This window comes from Hymenobacter frigidus, from assembly GCF_014640435.1.
Taxonomy (GTDB): domain Bacteria; phylum Bacteroidota; class Bacteroidia; order Cytophagales; family Hymenobacteraceae; genus Hymenobacter; species Hymenobacter frigidus.
Genome location: NZ_BMGY01000016.1, coordinates 23904 through 41135, shown reverse-complemented (window position 1 = coordinate 41135; position 17232 = coordinate 23904). Strand labels below are relative to the sequence as shown.

The 17232-nt window shown below is 55.3% G+C and carries 12 protein-coding genes; all 12 read right to left on the bottom strand.

All coding sequences use genetic code 11. From position 1 onward, the window contains the following. Positions 1 to 6: 6 nt before the first annotated feature. Complete coding sequence (gene rplC / locus IEW17_RS10275; protein ID WP_188561958.1) at positions 7 to 627, bottom strand: 50S ribosomal protein L3; 621 nt, start codon at positions 625 to 627, stop codon at positions 7 to 9. Between the two features lie 198 nt (positions 628 to 825). Next, the gene (locus IEW17_RS10270) at positions 826 to 2106 is read right to left on the bottom strand and encodes an O-antigen ligase family protein (RefSeq protein WP_188561957.1); all 1281 of its coding nucleotides are present in this window, start codon (positions 2104 to 2106) and stop codon (positions 826 to 828) included. Between the two features lie 94 nt (positions 2107 to 2200). Then, on the bottom strand, positions 2201 to 2506 hold the full coding sequence (gene rpsJ, locus IEW17_RS10265) for a 30S ribosomal protein S10 (protein ID WP_188561956.1): 306 nt from the start codon (positions 2504 to 2506) through the stop codon (positions 2201 to 2203). Positions 2507 to 2545: 39 nt separating this feature from the next. Then, positions 2546 to 4684: an elongation factor G gene (gene fusA, locus IEW17_RS10260; RefSeq protein WP_188561955.1), complete on the bottom strand. Its 2139-nt coding sequence runs from the start codon at positions 4682 to 4684 to the stop codon at positions 2546 to 2548. Between the two features lie 110 nt (positions 4685 to 4794). Then, a complete protein-coding gene (gene rpsG, locus IEW17_RS10255; protein WP_188561954.1) occupies positions 4795 to 5262 on the bottom strand; it encodes a 30S ribosomal protein S7 in 468 nt (155 codons plus the stop codon). 95 nt (positions 5263 to 5357) lie between these two features. Next, positions 5358 to 5780 carry a 30S ribosomal protein S12 gene (rpsL, locus tag IEW17_RS10250; protein ID WP_188561953.1) on the bottom strand — a complete coding sequence of 141 codons (423 nt, stop codon included), beginning with the start codon at positions 5778 to 5780 and terminating at the stop codon, positions 5358 to 5360. A gap of 302 nt (positions 5781 to 6082) precedes the next feature. After that, positions 6083 to 6406 carry a DUF3467 domain-containing protein gene (locus IEW17_RS10245; RefSeq protein WP_035567389.1) on the bottom strand — a complete coding sequence of 108 codons (324 nt, stop codon included), beginning with the start codon at positions 6404 to 6406 and terminating at the stop codon, positions 6083 to 6085. A gap of 220 nt (positions 6407 to 6626) precedes the next feature. Further along, positions 6627 to 10979, bottom strand: a complete 4353-nt coding sequence (rpoC, locus tag IEW17_RS10240; protein WP_188561952.1) for a DNA-directed RNA polymerase subunit beta' — start codon at positions 10977 to 10979, stop codon at positions 6627 to 6629. 390 nt (positions 10980 to 11369) lie between these two features. Continuing rightward, positions 11370 to 15239, bottom strand: coding sequence for a DNA-directed RNA polymerase subunit beta (gene rpoB, locus IEW17_RS10235; RefSeq protein WP_188562005.1), 3870 nt, complete (start codon positions 15237 to 15239; stop codon positions 11370 to 11372). Positions 15240 to 15520: 281 nt separating this feature from the next. Continuing rightward, positions 15521 to 15901, bottom strand: coding sequence for a 50S ribosomal protein L7/L12 (gene rplL, locus IEW17_RS10230; RefSeq protein WP_188561951.1), 381 nt, complete (start codon positions 15899 to 15901; stop codon positions 15521 to 15523). A gap of 66 nt (positions 15902 to 15967) precedes the next feature. Beyond that, positions 15968 to 16516, bottom strand: a complete 549-nt coding sequence (gene rplJ / locus IEW17_RS10225) for a 50S ribosomal protein L10 (RefSeq protein WP_188561950.1) — start codon at positions 16514 to 16516, stop codon at positions 15968 to 15970. A 14-nt stretch (positions 16517 to 16530) separates the two neighbouring features. Next, a complete protein-coding gene (gene rplA / locus IEW17_RS10220) occupies positions 16531 to 17229 on the bottom strand; it encodes a 50S ribosomal protein L1 (RefSeq protein ID WP_188561949.1) in 699 nt (232 codons plus the stop codon). Between the last annotated feature and the right edge of the window lie 3 nt (positions 17230 to 17232).

The following is a 17232-nucleotide window of genomic DNA, read 5'->3' as shown; positions in this document are numbered from 1 at the left end:
TATCGTCTATTTCTCGATTACCACGTAAGAATTCTTAGCACCGGGAATCGAGCCGCTCACCAGAATCAGGTTCTTGTCGCCTACTACGCGCATCACCTTCAGGTTCTGCACTTTCACGCGGTCGTTGCCCATCCGGCCACCCATGCGCATTCCTTTGAATACGCGCGAAGGCCAAGAGCACGCACCGATAGAACCGGGGTGACGCAGGCGGTTGTGCTGACCGTGGGTCTGGCCACCAACACCCTGGAAGTTATAACGCTTCACAACGCCCTGGAAACCTTTGCCTTTGGAGGTACCAACAACGTCCACAAATTCGCCTTCGGCAAAGAGGGTAGCGTCGATGATTGCGCCGGCGGCGTAGGTCGATTCGGCGTCGAGGCGGAATTCGACCAATTTTTTCTTGGGGGTAGTACCGGCTTTCGTGAAGTGACCTACCAAGGCTTTGGTGGTGTTCTTCACTTTCTTCTCGCCGTACCCAATTTGAATGGCGGTGTAGCCGTCATTCGCGATAGTCTTAACCTGCGTCACTACGCACGGACCCGCTTCAATGAGCGTGCAGGGAATGTTTTTCCCATCCGGAGTGAAGAGGCTTGTCATACCGATTTTCTTACCGATGATGCCAGGCATTCTGTTAATGATTAAATGACACAAAAAGAAAACGACCGAGTGCCGTTTTCGCTAAGGGAGTGCAAAGATAGGAAAAAAGGCTTGGGAATCACAAGCAGGATTGGAAATATTTTCTGGGTGAGGCGGTTAGCTCGCGCAAGTGCGGCCGTTCTGGCGAGAACCTCACCCTCCTCTCCCATGGAGAGGGGGAGCCTGACGCTAGGCTGGACGCCAGGTCTTGTCCTCTTCCTCGTAGGGCAGGGAGCCTTGCAGTGCAAGTAGCAAGATGAACACCACAAAGGCGAGGCCAATCTGCGTTTCCAGCGTGTATTCGACCAAGAAGGAAAGGGCAATGCTCACATATTGGGCAAGCAGCAGCGGCGCGCGTTTGCGGCGGGCCCACCACGCGGGGTAGAAAAGGCCGATGCAGAATATTAGCAAGCCCAAAGCACCGTAGGCGGCTAGATTGTAGAGGTACTGGTTGTGGGGTTGGATGTAGAACTTGGCACCCATTTCGGGGTAGAGCGTAGCATAGCGCTTAGCCATCTCCCCTTCCAAGTCCGGCTTCCCCACTCCTACTAGCTTGTTGTCCTGCCATACGGCTAGCGCGGCTTTGTAGGAATACACCCGTGCGGCGATGGAGTAGTTCTTGCCTTCCGCACTATTAGTTTGCTTAACCTTGCCTACGTCCTCCTGGGTATTGTAGAACTTATTACGAAATGTGGGAAATGCCACGAAGCTGAAGACTGGTAGCAACACCAGTACCGCCGCCAGTGCGCCGGCTTGTTTCCACTGTCGCTTGCGAAGCACCAACCACAAAATAGACAGACCGCCCAAGGCGTAGAAGGTCATTTCGCCGCTGCGCACCGCCAACAAATGCAGAAAAAGCGCCAGCACTACAATGGCTCCACCAACCCAACGTCTCCACACCGTTCGCAGGGCTTCATGCGCCAGCAACAATGTGGCGGCCGCGATGGCCAAAGTGATAATGAGGCTAAAACGGATATGGTCCGGTTCCGTCGGCATCACCTTCGAGTGGAGGTAGCTTTCGTTGATTTCGCGGGCGTGTAGCAGGTAGTTGATGGTCGCGCCAGTAGCAGCCAGCACTGTCATACCTATTAATAGCAGCCATAGCCACCGCAAGTAGCGGCCGGGCAAGGCAGGTAGCAGCCAGAAACCCAATGGCAACGCCAGAAACGGCAGTTGCAGCACCACGTCCCTGCCGTACTCTCCCATACTGGCGGTTTCGGTGTTGAAGCCTTGTAGAAGGTGCACGAGAAACACCAGAAACAGGCTGCCGAACACCGGCCATAGGTTCCAGTGGGCTACGCGGCGGTACGCGGCCGCATATACAAGGCCCGTCACGGCGATACCCGCCATACCGATACTTGGCAATATGCGAAACCAATTGGCAATGAAGATACCGACGATGACGCAGCCACAGAAGAACAAGGCGGCCCGGTGCAGGCGGGCAAGGGTAAAGATGGATTGTAATGGCATAGGTGCATAGTGGTAGCCCCGCAAGTTCTAAAGAAAAAGCCCCCCCGCAGTAATGCGGGGGGGCTTTTTCTTAATTAACACTGAAATCGAATCCTCAGACTTTGATTTCTACGTCAACGCCGCTGGGCAATTCCAACTTCATGAGTGCATCCACGGTCTTCGATGAAGTCGAGAAGATGTCCACAAGGCGCTTGTAGGTGCAAAGCTGGAATTGCTCCCGGCTCTTCTTGTTCACGTGGGGCGAGCGCAACACGGTGAACCTTTCTTTTTGGGTCGGCAAAGGAATCGGGCCGCTAACGATGGCACCGGTGGCCTTCACTGCTTTCACGATTTTCTCGGCCGATTTGTCTACGAGGTTGTGGTCGTAGGACTTCAGCTTAATGCGAATTTTCTGATTCATTGGTGGTTTTGGTCCGATTGACCAAGTTAGTGACCGGTATTATTTAGCTCCTTTTACTTTAGCAATGATGGCATCAGCCAAGCTTTGCGGCACCTGCTCGTAGTGCGAGAAGGTGAGCGAAGCCGAAGCCCGACCCGAGGAAATCGTCCGTAGGTCCGTCACGTAGCCAAACAGCTGCGACAACGGCACGTCGGCCTTAATCAGCTGGGCACCGCCTTTGGTGTCCATGCCTTTCATCAGGCCACGACGGCGGTTCAAGTCGCCGGTTACGGGACCCGTGTATTCGTCGGGGCATACCACTTCCACGCTCATGATGGGTTCCATCAATTTGGGACCAGCCAAGCGGGCCGCCTCACGGAAACCACCACGGGCGGCGAGTTCAAACGACAGAGCGTCCGAGTCAACATCGTGGAAAGAGCCGTGATAGAGGCGCACTTTCATGCCCTCAATCGGGAAGCCAGCCAGGGGGCCTTGCTTCATCGCCTCTTCAAAACCCTTCTGGATGGGGGCAATAAATTCGCGGGGGATGACACCGCCCACAATGGCGTTGTCAAATTCGAAGCCGGGCTTTTCGGGCTCGGTTTCTTTCGGACCGAGTTCAAACAGGATGTCGCCGAACTTACCGCGGCCACCGGTCTGCTTCTTGTAGGTTTCGCGGTGGTCGACTTTCTTGGTGAGAATCTCCTTGTAGGCCACCATCGGGGCACCCTGGTTGATTTCCACTTTGAATTCACGACGCATACGGTCGATGATGATTTCCAAGTGCAGCTCGCCCATGCCGCGCAACACCGTCTGACCGGTCTCGGGGTCGGTGTTGACTTTCAGCGTGGGGTCTTCCTCGATGAGCTTGGCGATGGCCATGCCCATTCTATCAACGTCGGCCTGGGTCTTCGGCTCAATAGCGTAGCCAATTACCGGCTCCGGGAAGCTCATCGACTCAAGGACGATGGGGTGCTTCTCTTCGCTCAGCGTATCACCGGTTTTGATGTCTTTGAAACCAACACCCGCCGCAATGTCACCCGCCTGGATTTTATCAATCGGGTTCTGCTTATTGGAGTGCATCTGCATGAGGCGCGAGATGCGCTCCTTCTTGCCGGTGCGGTTGTTGAGCACGTACGAGCCGGCGTCCAACACCCCGCTGTAGCAGCGGAAGAAGCACAAGCGGCCCACGAAGGGGTCGGTAGCAATTTTGAACGCCAGCGCGGTGAACGGCTCCGAGTTATCGGGGTGACGCACAATTTCCGCCCCGGTGTCGGGGTGAGTGCCCATGATGGCGGGCATGTCGAGTGGCGACGGCAAGTAAGCCATCACAGCATCCAGCATGGTCTGCACACCCTTGTTTTTGAAGGCTGAGCCGCAGAGCACTGGAGAAAATTTCATGTCGATTACCGCCTGGCGGATAACGACCATCATTTCTTCCTTGGTGATGGAGTCGGGGTTATCGAAGAATTTCTCCAGCAACGCGTCGTCGTACTCGGCCACGCTCTCCACGAGCTTTTGGCGCCACTCGGCCACGGTTTCCACCAAGTCCTCGGGCACCGGAATTTCGCTGTACGACTTGCCTTCGGTGGCATCGTCCCACACAATGGCTTTGCCGGTCAGCAAATCGACAACGCCTTTGAAGGTATCTTCAGCGCCAATCGGAATCTGGAGCGGCACGGGGTTGGCACCGAGCTTCTCTTTGATTTCGTTTACGGCCTTGAAGAAGTCGGCACCGGCGCGGTCCATCTTGTTCACGAAGCAGATGCGGGGCACGCTGTACTTGTCAGCCTGACGCCACACCGTTTCCGATTGCGGCTCTACGCCCGACACGGCACAAAACAGTGCCACGGCACCATCAAGCACGCGCAGCGAACGCTCCACTTCCACCGTAAAGTCTACGTGGCCGGGGGTGTCAATCAGGTTGATTTTATACTGGTGGGTATCCGCAACTGGCTCGCCCTTGATGTCGGTAGGGTAGTTCCAGAAAGTAGTCGTGGCAGCCGAGGTAATCGTGATGCCGCGCTCCTGCTCCTGCTCCATCCAGTCCATCGTGGCGGCACCATCGTGCACTTCCCCGATTTTGTGGGTTTTACCCGTGTAATACAGAATACGCTCCGACGTCGTGGTCTTACCGGCGTCGATGTGCGCCATAATCCCGATGTTGCGGAGGTATTGTAGGTCTTTGTTAACGGCCATGATTTCGGTTAGGGTCTTAGCGACTTGGGGTCTTAGAGTCTTGGGTCGTTTAACAGAACAGTCCGTCAAAAAAATCCAAGAACCTAAGACCCCAAGCTGCTAAAAGCTGATTAGAATCGGAAGTGCGAGAAGGCTTTGTTAGCCTCGGCCATGCGATGGGTGTCGTCTTTCTTCTTAACGGCAGCACCTTCACCTTTAGCAGCAGCGATGATTTCGCCAGCCAGCTTGTCCTTCATGGTCTTCTCACCACGACGACGCGCGTACTGAATCATCCATTTAGCACCTACCGAAATGCGGCGGTCTGCGCGCACTTCAATCGGAACCTGAAAAGTGGCACCACCTACGCGGCGGCTTTTCACTTCCACGGTCGGCATCACGTTGTTCAACGCTTTGCGCCACATTTCGAGGCCGCTTTCCTTAGTGCGGGCCTCTACGAGGTCGCAGGCATCGTAGAAAATGGTGTAGGCCAGGTTTTTCTTACCATCGTACATCATGTAGTTCACAAAGCGGGTCACCAGCGTCTCCTTGTATTTAGGGTCCGGCAGCAAGATGCGCTTCTTTGGTTTTGACTTTCTCATTGGTTTATTTAGTTGTCAGTTGTTAGTTGCCAGCGGTCAATTATCAGGATTTACACACCCCGGCAATTGATTACTGGCAACTGACAACTAATAAATTATTTCTTCTTCTTAGCGGGTGCACCCTTGGCGGCCACTACGGGCTGACCGGGCTTCGGACGCTTGGCACCGTACTTCGAACGGCGCTGCGTGCGGCCGCTTACACCGGCGGTGTCCAGGGCGCCACGGATAATGTGGTAACGCACGCCTGGCAAGTCTTTAACCCGGCCGCCACGAATCAGCACAATGCTGTGTTCCTGGAGGTTGTGGCCTTCACCGGGGATGTATGCGTTTACTTCCTTACCGTTGGTAAGGCGCACACGGGCCACTTTGCGCATAGCCGAGTTCGGCTTCTTAGGCGTGGTGGTGTACACACGGGTGCACACGCCCCGACGCTGCGGGCACGAATCAAGGGCGGGCGACTTCGACTTGGTAGTCAAAGCCTCACGGCCTTTTCGTACTAACTGATTGATGGTTGGCATTTAGTGGATGGTTTGTTTGGAGCCGTTTGCCCCTGAAATTTGGCTTGCAAAGGTAAGATTATTTCGCCGCAATAGCAAACAGCGTGAGGATGTTAATTTTCTGTAGCTGTTGCGAAGTCGCCCCTCCGGCAACCTCACCCCCGGCCCCTCTCCAGAAGAGAGGGGCGCCTGACGCCTGCGCAAGACCGGTTTCCCCTCTCTTTTGGAGAGGGGGTCAGGGAGTGAGGTTGCCGGAGGGGCAGCAAAAAAGCGCCTCCACTATCTAGTGAAGACGCTTTAGCAGCTAAAGCTTCCAGTTCAGCTTACGCCTCCCCTACCGCGCCGCCGAAGTTCATCGGGTAACTCGGGGCTTCGTTCTGCATCTTGATGGGCCCAAAGGCGGCCTCAAACCGCTCGATGTTCTCCGTGAGAGCTTGCAGGAGGCGCTTGGCGTGCTCAGGCGTGACGACGATACGCGCCTTCACCTTGGCCTTGGGCAGGCCGGGCATCATGCGGATGAAATCAATCACGAACTCGCTGTTGCTGTGCGCAATCATGGCGAGGTTGGCGTATTCGCCCTCGGCCATGGCTTCGGAAAGCTCAATGTTGATGGCGTTGGGGTCCGGGTTTTGGTCGGTTGGTTGCATAGTCTTTCTGAAAGATTGGTTACATGGAATCAGCCCTGTATATGAGAAGAAGCATAAAGACCACGAATAAGCAAAGTGTTACTGCAATAACCTTCCCTAGTCGCTTTGCAATCCTACAGAAAATGGTTCCTGATGGGACGTTATCCATGTTCTAACAAAGGAAAACAAAAAAGCCGACCGGTTTGCACCGGTCGGCCTCTTCTTGCTTTAAAGGGTTGGCTTACTCAGCCGACACTTCGCGCTTGCCGGCGCGGCTGGGCCGCTTGACAGGCACTGCTTCTTCGGCAGCCTTGGCGGCTAATGCAGCCTCCATTTCCTCTTTCGAGCCTACAATCTGACGCGTGTACTCGCGCAAGCCAGTACCGGCCGGAATGAGGTGACCGACGATGACATTCTCCTTCAAGCCCAAGAGCTGGTCGGATTTGCCACGAATAGCGGCTTCGCTCAGCACCTTGGTCGTCTCCTGGAAAGAGGCCGCCGAGATAAACGAGGCCGTACCCAACGACGCTTGCGTGATGCCTTGCAACGTGGGGCGCGAAACCGAAGGTTGCGCGTCGCGCACTTGCACCAAGGTCAGGTCGCGGCGTTTCAGGCTGCTGTTCTCGTCGCGGAGGCGACGGGCCGTCACAATCTGACCGGGCTTCATGTTGGCTGAGTCACCGGCTTCGGTCACGACTTTCATGTCGATAATCGTGTCGTTCTCGGCCATGAAGAGGATTTTATCAATCACCTGATTTTCGAGGAACGACGTGTCACCGGCATCGAGAATCACGACTTTTTGCATCATCTGCCGCACAATCACCTCGATGTGCTTGTCGTTGATTTTCACGCCCTGCAAGCGGTACACTTCCTGAATCTCGTTCACGAGGTACTCCTGCACGGCACCGGGACCCTGAATGCTCAGGATGTCGGACGGCGTGATGGCCCCATCCGATAGCGGCATGCCGGCGCGGATAAAGTCGTTGTCTTGCACCAGAATGTGCTTCGACAGCGGTACCATGTACTTCTTCTTGACACCGTCTTTCGACTCAACGTAGATTTCACGGTTGCCGCGTTTCACGGTACCGTAAGTTACCACGCCATCGATTTCCGACACCACGGCCGGGTTCGACGGGTTCCGGGCTTCGAACAGCTCCGTTACGCGGGGCAGACCACCCGTGATGTCACGGGTTTTGCCCACCGAGCGCGGAATCTTGGCTAGGATATGGCCCGCCTTGATTTTCTCGTTATTCTCCACGTTCAAGTGGGTACCCACGGGAATGCTGTAGCCTTTCTGGCCTTCAACATCGCCCTTTTTACCGGGGCGAATGATGATGGACGGATTCTGGTCCTTCGCTTTCGACTCGATAATAACCTTCTCGCGGTGACCGGTCTGTTCGTCCGACTCCTCGCGATACGTCACGCCTTCGGTGATGGCATCGAACTGCACGGTACCGTCGAACTCGGCCAAAATCACGGCGTTGTACGGGTCCCAGTTGTTCAACTCAGTGCCTTTCTCCACTTCCTGCCCTTCCTTCACGAGCATGAACGAGCCATAGGGAACGTGGTTGGTCATGAAGACGCGGCCGGTGCCTTTCTCCACGATGCGGACTTCGCCCGAGCGTCCCATTACCACGGCCCCCTTCACGCCATCGGCGGTGGTGGTGGTCACGGTACGGATGTCCTCAAACTCCACCACACCCGCAAACTTGGCTTTGATGTTCGACTCCACCGCAATGTTGGATGCCACCCCACCTACGTGGAAAGTACGCAACGTGAGCTGCGTGCCGGGCTCCCCAATCGACTGCGCGGCAATAACACCGACAGCCTCACCACGCTGCACCATGCGGCCCGAAGCCAGGTTGCGGCCGTAGCACTTGGCGCAGATGCCGCGCTTGCTTTCGCAGGTCAGCACCGAGCGAATTTCCACCGATTCGATGCCCGCCAAATCAACCCGACGGGTTACTTCTTCGTTGATTTCGTTGCCCGCCACCAAAATCATTTCGCCCGTGCGGGGCTCGATGATGTCGTGCACGGCCACGCGGCCCAGGATGCGTTCAGCCAGCAGCTCCACCACGTCCTCGTTGTCCTTGAGCGCAAACGTGTCGATGCCCCGCAGCGTGCCGCAGTCCTGCTCGTTCACAATCACATCCTGCGCCACGTCGTGCAGACGACGGGTCAGGTAACCGGCATCAGCCGTTTTCAAGGCCGTGTCGGCCAAGCCCTTACGGGCACCGTGGGTCGAGATAAAGTACTCGATTACGTCCAGACCTTCTTTGAAGTTCGACAGAATCGGGTTTTCGATAATCTCGCCAATCGAGCCTTGCAGCGACTTCTGGGGCTTGGCCATCAGGCCACGCATCCCGCCCAACTGACGAATCTGCTCGCGCGAGCCACGGGCTCCCGAGTGCATCATCATGTAGATGGAGTTGAAGCCCTGGTTTTCGCGCTCCAAACGACCCATCAGCGTTTCCGTGATTTGGTTGTTGATGCGCGTCCAGATGTCGATGACCTGGTTGTAACGCTCGTTGTCGGTAATCAGACCCATCTGGTAGTTCTGGGTTACCGCTTTCACGTCGTTCTGGGCTTGCAGAATCAGCTCGTCCTTCTCTTTCGGAATCTGGATGTCGCCCAGACCCATGCTCAGGCCGCCTTTGTAGGCCGACTGGAAACCGAGGGTCTTGATGTCGTCCAGGAACTGCGCGGTGCGGGCCATGCCCGTGCGCTTGAATACCGTCGAGATGATTTGCTGCAACTTCTTTTTGGTCAGCAGCTCGTCCACGAAACCGACTTCTGCCGGAATCATCTGGTTGAAGAGGACGCGGCCGGCCACGGTGTCAATCACCTTGGTCACCATCTCGTCGTTCTCATCCCGAATCTGCGTCCGCACCTTGATGTAGGCGTGCTTCGAGAGCTTGTTCTCGTTGAGGGCGATAACCACTTCCTCGTCCGAGTAAAACACGCGGCCTTCGCCTTCAATCTTCTCGTCGTCGGTGCTACGCTTGCCCTTGGTAACGTAGTACAAGCCCAAAACCATGTCCTGCGACGGCACCGCGATGGGTGCGCCGTTGGCGGGGTTCAGGATGTTGTGCGAAGCCAGCATGAGCATGGAGGCTTCCAGAATAGCGGCCGGTCCGAGGGGAACGTGCACAGCCATCTGGTCACCGTCAAAGTCAGCGTTGAAAGCCGTACAAACGAGGGGGTGCAGTTGGATAGCCTTGCCCTCGATGAGGCGCGGCTGGAACGCCTGGATACCCAAACGGTGAAGCGTAGGAGCCCGGTTGAGCAATACTGGGTGGCCTTTCAGCACATTTTCCAGGATGTCCCAAACCACTGCGTCCTTGCGGTCCACAATTTTCTTGGCCGATTTCACCGTTTTCACAATACCGCGCTCGATGAGCTTACGGATAATGAACGGCTTAAACAGCTCGGCTGCCATGTTCTTGGGCAGACCGCACTCGTGCAGTTTCAACTCCGGACCAACCACAATAACCGAACGACCGGAGTAGTCGACACGCTTACCAAGCAGGTTCTGACGGAAGCGGCCCTGCTTGCCTTTCAGCATGTCGGACAGCGACTTCAGGGCACGGTTGCCTTCTGCACGCACGGCGTTCACCTTGCGCGAGTTGTCGAACAGCGAATCGACGGCCTCTTGCAGCATCCGCTTCTCGTTCCGCAGAATCACCTCGGGCGCTTTGATTTCAATCAGGCGCTTGAGACGGTTGTTGCGGATGATAACGCGACGGTACAAATCGTTCAAGTCGGAAGTAGCGAAACGGCCACCGTCGAGCGGAACAAGAGGGCGCAATTCCGGGGGAATCACCGGCACCATGCGGATGACCATCCACTCGGGGCGGTTCTCCACGCGGGTAGCGGCGTCACGGAAAGCTTCTACCACACGCAAGCGCTTCAACGCTTCAGCCTTACGCTGCTGCGAAGTTTCGTGGGCGGCGGAGTCACGCAATGAGTAACTCAGCTCGTCCAGATTGATGCGCTCCAGCAACATGTGCAGGGCATCGGCACCCATGCGGGCGATGAATTTGTTGGGGTCCTCATTGGGCAACATCTGGTTCTCCCGGGGGAGTTTGTCGATGATGTCCAGGTACTCGTCCTCGGTGAGGAAGTCAAGAATCTGTACGCCTTCCTCAGCCAAGGTACCGGGCTGAACTACGACGTACCGCTCGTAATAGATAATCTGGTCGAGCTTCTTGGTGGGCAAGCCCAGCAGGTAGCCGATTTTGTTGGGGAGCGATTTGAAGTACCAAATGTGGGCAACGGGCACCACCAACTCAATGTGGCCCATGCGCTCACGACGCACCTTTTTCTCGGTCACTTCCACGCCGCAACGGTCGCAGATGATGCCCTTGTAGCGGATGCGCTTGTACTTACCGCAGTGGCATTCCCAGTCCTTTACCGGACCAAAAATCCGCTCGCAGAACAAGCCACCCATCTCGGGCTTGTACGTGCGGTAGTTAATGGTTTCAGGCTTCACGACTTCGCCGGTGCTGCGCTCCAGAATTGCTTCGGGCGAGGCCAGCGAAATAGTGACTTTGGAGAAGTCCTGAACTATTTTCTTGTTTTTTGCAAAAGCCATTTGATTGGGTTTAAGCTGTTAGCTGTTGGCTTTGAGCTGTTTGACGCCTCATTCTTCGCCAGAAGAATGCAAGAGTTTCAAACAGTTTGACTCTTAGAAAAGTGCCTTTGCGAAACAGATAGGTATGTTGAGCAAAGGCACTTTCAAAAGGTCGAATTCTTCTTATCTGACCGGTAGGCTAAAAGCGAGAAGGCCTTCGATTAGGCCGCGTAGAGAATTAAGTACTGTTCTGACCGTATCTCGGAACAGCTTCTCATGCGACGGGCACCGAAGCGTTTTCTCACTTTTTATTACCAGAGCGGCTCATTTAGCCACTCCTATTACTTACCGGCAGTCAAGCCGCTTGATGCTTGCGAAGCATTGGCTCCACAAGCATCAAGCGGCTACTAATTACTCCAAGGTGATTTCCAGTGCCAGACCACGCAATTCGTGGAGCAGCACGTTGAACGACTCGGGGATGTTTGGCTTGGGCAAAATGTCGCCTTTTACAATGGCTTCGTATGCCTTCGCACGGCCCACCACGTCGTCCGACTTTATCGTCAGGATTTCCTGGAGCACGTTGGAAGCACCGAAGGCCTCCAATGCCCACACCTCCATTTCGCCGAAGCGCTGGCCACCGAACTGCGCCTTACCACCCAGCGGCTGCTGCGTGATGAGCGAGTACGGTCCGATGGAACGGGCGTGCATCTTGTCATCCACCAAGTGACCCAGTTTGAGCATGTAAATCACGCCCACGGTCACCGGCTGGTCAAACTGCTGACCGGTCAAGCCGTCGTGCAGGTAAGTCCGGCCGAATACGGGCAAGCCCGCCGCGGTCAACTCTGCCGAAACTTCGGCTTCGGTAGCACCGTCGAAAATCGGGGTAGCGTAAGTGCGACCCAATTTCAGACCAGCCCAGCCGAGTACGGTTTCGTAAATCTGCCCGATGTTCATGCGGCTAGGCACACCCAGGGGGTTCAGTACGATGTCCATCGGCGTGCCGTCGGCCAGGAAAGGCATGTCCTCATCGCGCACGATGCGGGCCACAACCCCTTTGTTACCGTGACGACCAGCCATTTTATCACCCACCTTCAGCTTACGCTTCTTGGCGATGTAAACTTTGGCCAATTGCACGATGCCAGCGGGCAGTTCGTCACCAACTTCCAAGGTGAAGCGCTGACGCTTGAAGCGGGCGGTGATGGTGTTGCGGCGCTTGGCGTAGTTACGCACCAGCTCCAGCACCAAACCGTTCACGCGGGCATCAGCCGTCCAACCTTCCAGAATCAGGTCCTTAAACAGGTTCACTTCTTCCGGAACGGCGTAGTTGCTTTCGTCCTTGTAGGGGTTCTTCTCGGGGAACATCCCCTCGTTGATGTTCTTGCGGTTGAACTTGACACCCTTGACAATCATTTCCTCGCCGAAGCGGTGCTTGATGCCCTGGCTCGTCTTGCCTTCCAGCAACTGCACCAGCTTATCAACCATGATGGCTTTCACACCACGCAGTTCCTGCGCGTAGGTGGCCTTCAGGTCTTCCACTTCCTTTTTCGACTTGGCCCGCAGGTTTTTGTCTTTTTTAGGACGCGAGAACAGCTTGGTGCCGATAACCACACCCTGCAAAGAGGGCGGCGCTTTAAGCGAAGCATCCTTAACATCGCCGGCCTTATCGCCGAAGATGGCACGGAGCAGCTTCTCTTCCGGCGTGGGGTCCGTCTCGCCTTTCGGCGTGATTTTACCAATCAGGATGTCGCCTTCCTTCACCTCCGCACCGAGGCGGATGATGCCGTTGTCGTCGAGGTTACGAACTGCTTCTTCGCTCACGTTCGGGATTTCCGAAGTCAGTTCTTCTTCGCCACGCTTGGTTTCACGCACTTCCAACTCGAACTCCTCAATGTGAATCGAGGTGAAGATATCGTCGCGTACCACGCGCTCCGAGATAACGATGGCATCCTCGAAGTTGTAACCCTGCCAAGGCATAAAGGCTACCTGCATGTTGCGGCCCAAGGCGAGTTCGCCTTGATTGGTGCCGTAGCCTTCGCAGAGAGCCTGGCCTTTAGTCACCCGCTCACCGCGCTTCACGAGCGGCGTTAGGTTGAGGCAAGTGTCCTGGTTGGTGCGACGGAACTTGATGAGGTCATACGTAATACGCTCGGCGTCGAAGCTCACCATGACGTCGTCATCCGTGAGGTCGTACCGTACCACAATCTTGTTGGCGTCCACGTAATCAATTACGCCTTCACCTTCCGACATAATCAGCGTCCGCGAGTCGCTGGCAATGCGTGCTTCCAAACCCGTGCCCACAATCGGAGCCTCCGGGCGGAGCAACGGCACAGCCTGGCGCTGCATGTTCGAGCCCATCAAGGCCCGGTTAGCATCGTCGTGCTCCAGGAACGGAATCAGCGAAGCTGCCACCGACACAATCTGGTTCGGGGCCACGTCCATGTAGGAATACTCCGACGGGTTTACTACCGGGAAGTCTCCTTCAAAACGACCTTTCACCAGTTCCTGGGTTAGGTTTCCCTTGTCGTCGAGCAGGGAGTTGGCCTGCGCGATGTGGTGGGTATCCTCCTCCTCAGCGGTGAGGAATTTCACGTTGGTGCTCATGTCCACCTTGCCGTTCTTCACGTCACGGTAAGGCGTCTCAATAAAGCCCATGGCGTTCACGCGAGCGTGTACGCACAGTGACGAAATCAGACCGATGTTTGGTCCTTCCGGCGTTTCGATGGTGCAAAGACGGCCGTAGTGCGTGTAGTGAACGTCACGTACTTCGAAGCCAGCACGCTCACGCGATAGACCTCCTGGCCCGAGCGCCGATACGCGACGCTTGTGCGTCACCTCGGCCAGCGGGTTGGTCTGGTCCATGAACTGCGACAACTGGTTCGTACCGAAGAACGAGTTGATTACGCTGGACAAAGTCCGAGCATTAATCAAGTCCACCGGCTTAAAATCCTCGTTGTCGCGCACGTTCATGCGCTCCTTGATGGTACGCGCCATACGGGCCAGGCCCACGCCGAACTGGGCGTAAAGCTGCTCGCCCACGGTGCGCACCCGACGGTTGCTCAAATGGTCAATATCGTCGACAATAGCCTTCGAATTACTCAAGCCAATCAGGTACTTCACAATCAGCACAATGTCCTGATTGGTCAATACCCGCGACTCTTGTTCCATGCCAATCTGGAGCTTCTTGTTAATCCGGTAGCGGCCTACTTCCCCGAGGTCGTAGCGCTTGTCCGAGAAAAACAGCTTCTGGATGATGTCACGGGCAGTTTCTTCGTCAGGAGCCTCCGTGTTCCGGAGTTGACGGTAAATCTGCTCCACGGCTTCTTTTTCCGAGTTGGAGTTATCCTTCTGCAGCGTGTTATAGATGATTGCGAAGTCCGCAATGTTCACGTTTTCACGGTGCATGACGACCGACTTGGCGCCAGCCTCCAGAATCACATCAATATCGGCTTCCTCAATCGTGGCATCACGCTCCAGCAACACTTCGTTGCGGTCAATGGATACCACCTCGCCGGTGTCTTCGTCCACGAAGTCTTCCGTCCAGGTGCGCAGCACCCGAGCAGCTAGCTTGCGACCAACGGCTTTCTTGAGATTTTTCTTGTCGGCCTTAACTTCCTCCGATAGACCGAACAGGTCGAGAATGTCTTTGTCGGTACCGTAGCCAATAGCGCGGAGCAGCGTCGTGACCGGGAATTTCTTCTTCCGGTCAATGTAGGCGTACATCACGTTATTCACGTCTGTGGCAAATTCAATCCACGAACCTTTGAACGGAATAATACGGGCCGAATACAGCTTGGTGCCGTTCGTGTGCTTGCTTTGGGCAAAGAACACGCCCGGCGAGCGGTGCAGCTGCGATACGATAACGCGCTCAGCACCGTTGATAACAAACGAGCCCTTCACGGTCATGTAGGGGATGTTACCAAGGAACACCTCCTGCTCAATCGTTTCGAAATCCTCGTTGTCCTTGTCGTTGCAAATCAGCCGGAGCTTGGCTTTCAGCGGCACTGAATAAGTAAGGCCACGGTCGATGCATTCGTCGACCGAATATTTCGGCGGGTCGACGTGATAGTCAATAAAGTTCAGGACGAAGTTTTCGCGCGAGTCCGAAATCGGAAAGTTCTCGGCGAACACTTTGAACAGTCCTTCGTTAGAACGGCGCTCAGCAGCCGTCTCCAACTGAAAGAATTCCTGAAACGAGCGTACTTGCACGTCCAGGAAGTCCGGGTACTCAATAACCTTTTTAATCTTTGCGAATGAGATTCGCGCGACGGCGGCCTTTTTCAGCGCGGCCGTTTTTGCTTTCGGTGTAGCCAATGCGTGGGGGATTAAAAGATGGACACGGAAGCGTACTATAGTCACCAGCTAAATGCTGGCAAAAGGAAAATGCTTTGTTAAGCCAAGTGCTTAGATATGGGCACAGTCCAAAAAAGCGCCTAGGGGGCGCAGGTGGTTCTCAAAACAGAAGCCCGAGGCAACTACCAGACTACAAACAGGAAAAGACCTGACTAAGTTGCCAGGTCTAGTCCTTATTCGAAGCGAGTCCAGAAATGCTTCAGGAGCAGAAATTACTTAACCTCTACTTCAGCACCGGCCTCTTCGAGCTGCTTTTTCAGCGACTCAGCCTCGTCCTTAGTTACGCCTTCTTTCACAGCCTTGGGAGCACCATCAACCAATTCCTTGGCTTCTTTCAGACCCAAACCGGTCAGGTCCTTCACCAGCTTCACAACAGCCAGCTTAGCGCCGCCGGCAGCCTTCAGAATAACGTCGAACGACGTCTTCTCCTCAGGAGCCTCTTCGACCGCAGCGCCGCCGCCACCAGCCATCATCACGGGAGCAGCAGCAGCGGGCTCAATGCCGTACTCGTCCTTCAGGATGGTTGCCAATTCGTTTACTTCTTTCACCGTCAGGTTTACAAGCTGCTCAGCGAATGCTTTCAAATCTGCCATTTCTGTAGATTGTTAAAAAAATGTGTTGTTGAAAATTTATTATTGAAGTCGAAAAAGAGTTGGCGCTTAGGCGGCCTCTTTTTCGGAAAGCGTTTTGAGGATACCGGCCAGTTTGTTGCCGCCGCTTTGCAGCGCCGAAATAACATTCTTGGCGGGTGATTGCAACAGGCCGATGAGTTCGCCGAGCAGTTCCTGCTTGCCTTTGAGGGTCGTGAGACCTTCGAGCTGGTCGGAACCGATGTAGATGCTGGCATCTACATAAGCGCCTTTCAGCACGGGCTTGGGCGTCACGTTCCGGCCGTATGCCTGCGACTTGTAGAAGTCACGCAACAGTTTGGCGGGAGCCGAGCCGCTCTCCAAGGAGAACAACACGCCTGACGAGCCTTTCAGCGCTGCATCCATCTCCGAAGTGTCGTGGCCCAAGGTGTCCAGCGCTTTCCGGATAAAGGTGTTTTTATACACCTTATATTCCATCCCGCGGTTGAAGCACAGACGACGAAACTCGTTGATTTTCGCTACCGACATCACCGAAGCATCGACGATGTAGAACGAGTTGTGCGATTGAATCTTTCCGCTCAACTCATCCACGAGGGTTTGTTTTTCTTCCCTGGTCATGTTTGGTTGGTTAATTAGTTAGCGGAGTTTACCTGACTGTCTACCGGAACGGCGGGCGACATCGTGCTGCTGAGCGTGATGCTCTTGATGTAGGTACCTTTCGACGAGGAAGGCTTCAGGCGGTTCAACGTCTGGATAATTTCCAGGGCGTTTTCAGCCAGCATGCTTTCGTCAAACGAAACTTTACCTACCGAGCAGTGAATGATACCGGTTTTGTCGACTTTGAAGTCGATTTTACCAGCTTTCACTTCCCGCACAGCCTTGGCTACGTCGGTGGTTACGGTGCCCGACTTCGGGTTTGGCATCAGACCACGGGGGCCGAGCACACGGCCCAGGCGGCCCACTTTGGCCATAACAGCCGGCATGGTGATGATGACGTCGATGTCGGTCCAGCCTTTTTCGATTTTCGAGATGTAGTCGTCCAGACCCACGAAGTCGGCGCCAGCGGCCAAAGCTTCGGCCTCCTTATCGGGAGTCACGAGAGCCAGTACGCGAACGGTTTTGCCGGTGCCGTGGGGCAGGGTGGCCACGCCACGGACCATCTGGTCCGCTTTGCGGGGGTCCACGCCGAGGCGAACGTCAATGTCAACCGAAGAGTCGAATTTGGTGTAGGTAATATCCTTCACCACTTTGGCAGCCTCAAGCAGGCTGCGCACTTCCGTGAGGTCGTGCTTGGCAAGGGCTTCCTTGCGCTTTTTTGTGATTTTTGCCATCTG